Raw genomic sequence first — 2,005 nt, 5'->3', positions numbered from 1 at the left:
CCGCCGGTCAGCTCCTCGCCCGGCTGCGCCAGCTCGCTGCCCGTGGACAGCACGACGACACGCGGGCGGGGCCGCACCTTCACCGACGCACGGCCGATCGCGGCGAGCAGCCCGATTTGCGCGGGCCCGACGACCGAGCCCGCCCGCAGTGCCAGGTCCCCCGGGCGCACGTCGCTGCCCCGGGTCCTGACGTGTGCCCCGGCCTTCACCGGCCGGTACACGCGGACCTCGCCGCCCGCCCCTTCCGGAGCCTCGCTGTGCGCACGCATGGCGGTGGCGGGGCCGCCGCCCGTGCCCCCGTCCGTCCACTCGACCGGGACGACCGCCTCGGCGCCCTCCGGGAGCGGGGCGCCGGTCATGATGCGGGCGGCCTCCCCGGGGGCGAGGGACCGGCCACCGGCCAGCCCGCCGTCGCCCGCGGCGACGTCGCCGACGACGGTGAGGACGGCCGGGAACTCCTCGCCCGCGCCCTCGACGTCGGAGACCCGGACCGCGTAACCGTCCATCGAGCTGTTGTCGAACGGTGGCAGCGCGACCTCCACCACGACGTCCTCGACCAGGACACAGCCCTGGGCGTCCGGCAGCTGGAGCTCGATGGGCTCCAGGGGCCGGACCGCGGCGAGGACGTCGTCCAGGTGCTCGTCGACCGACCAGGTCTTGCTGCTCACGCTCCTACAACTCCTCGGTGACGTACCGCTTCAGCCAGGTCCGGAAGTCCGGCCCCAGGTCCTCACGTTCGCACGCCAGTCTGACAATGGCACGCAGATAGTCGCCGCGGTCGCCGGTGTCGTAGCGGCGGCCCTTGAAGACGACCCCGTGCACGGGCCCGCCGATCTTCTCGTCCTCGGCGAGCAGCTGGAGTGCGTCGGTGAGCTGGATCTCGCCGCCGCGGCCGGGCTCGGTCCGCCGCAGTATGCCGAAGACCGCGGGGTCCAGGACATAGCGGCCGATGACGGCGAGATTGCTGGGCGCGTCGGCGGGGTCGGGCTTCTCCACCAGCCCCGTGACCCGCACGACGTCGCCGTCCGCGGTGGTCTCGGTGGCCGCGCATCCGTACATGTGGATCTGCGCCGGGTCGACCTCCATGAGGGCGACCACGCTGCCGCCCTCACGCTCCTGGACCTCGATCATCCGGGCGAGCAGCGGGTCCCGGGGGTCCATCAGGTCGTCGCCGAGGAGGACGGCGAAGGGCTGGTCCCCCACGTGCGGTGCGGCGCACAGGACGGCGTGGCCGAGGCCGCGCGGGTCGCCCTGGCGTACGTAGTGCATGGTGGCCAGGTCGCTGGACTCCTGCACCTTGGAGAGCCGTTCGGCGTCGCCCTTGCGGTCCAGCGCCGACTCCAGCTCGTAGTTCCGGTCGAAGTGGTCCTCCAGGGGACGCTTGTTGCGACCGGTGATCATCAGCACGTCCGAGAGGCCTGCCGCGACCGCCTCCTCGACGACATACTGGATGGCGGGCTTGTCGACGACAGGCAGCATCTCCTTGGGAGTGGCCTTGGTGGCCGGCAGGAACCGGGTGCCGAGACCTGCAGCTGGGATGACAGCTTTGCTGATCCTGGGGCGCGACTGAGTCATGCGCAGCACTGTAACGGGTGACTATGGGCGGAAGGTGAGCATCCGGTTAACTCCGCACTCATACAACCCGATACACGAGGTTTGCGAGCACCCGTTGAACGACGACATGTCCCGAAAGGCACTCCTGCGACGCGAACTGCTCGCCGCCAGGAGGCTGCTGACCTCACGTGAGGTCAGGGACGCCGCCGAACTCCTGGCCGCGGCCGCCGCGGCCCTCCCCGAGCTGTCGGACGCCCGGACCGTGGCCGCCTACGTGTCCGTGGGCCGCGAGCCGGGCACGCACGCCTTGCTGGACGGGCTGCACGCCCGGGGCGTACGCGTGCTGCTGCCGGTCCTCATGGCGGACAACGACCTGGACTGGGCCGTCTACGAGGGCAAGGAGCACCTGCTGCCCGCCGGACGCGGCCTCCTGGAGCCGCACAGTACCCCC

General features: G+C 71.9%; 2 protein-coding genes and 1 pseudogene. 1 reads left to right on the top strand and 2 read right to left on the bottom strand.

The window, feature by feature from the left end; translation table 11 throughout:
* Window positions 1-668 (bottom strand): annotated as a pseudogene (locus tag IH13_RS0108180) (molybdopterin molybdenumtransferase MoeA); the annotation flags it as partial.
* A 4-nt stretch (window positions 669-672) separates the two neighbouring features.
* Entirely contained in the window at window positions 673-1,575 is a 903-nt protein-coding gene (gene galU / locus IH13_RS0108175; RefSeq protein ID WP_031082407.1) for a UTP--glucose-1-phosphate uridylyltransferase GalU, read from the bottom strand.
* Between the two features lie 106 nt (window positions 1,576-1,681).
* On the opposite strand from galU, the gene IH13_RS0108170 reads away from it, so the two are divergent.
* On the top strand, window positions 1,682-2,005 hold a 324-nt coding region (locus IH13_RS0108170), incomplete at its 3' end, for a 5-formyltetrahydrofolate cyclo-ligase (RefSeq protein ID WP_234433248.1).

It is taken from the genome of Streptomyces sp. NRRL WC-3549 (genome assembly GCF_000721935.1).
In the GTDB taxonomy this organism is placed as follows: domain Bacteria; phylum Actinomycetota; class Actinomycetes; order Streptomycetales; family Streptomycetaceae; genus Streptomyces.
This window is presented reverse-complemented; position numbering and strand designations above follow the sequence as displayed.

Bases quoted from the DNA above. Each gene is read 5' to 3' on its own strand.
- galU (WP_031082407.1), bottom strand. From the start codon at position 1,575: ATGACTCAGTCGCGCCCCAGGATCAGCAAAGCTGTCATCCCAGCTGCA.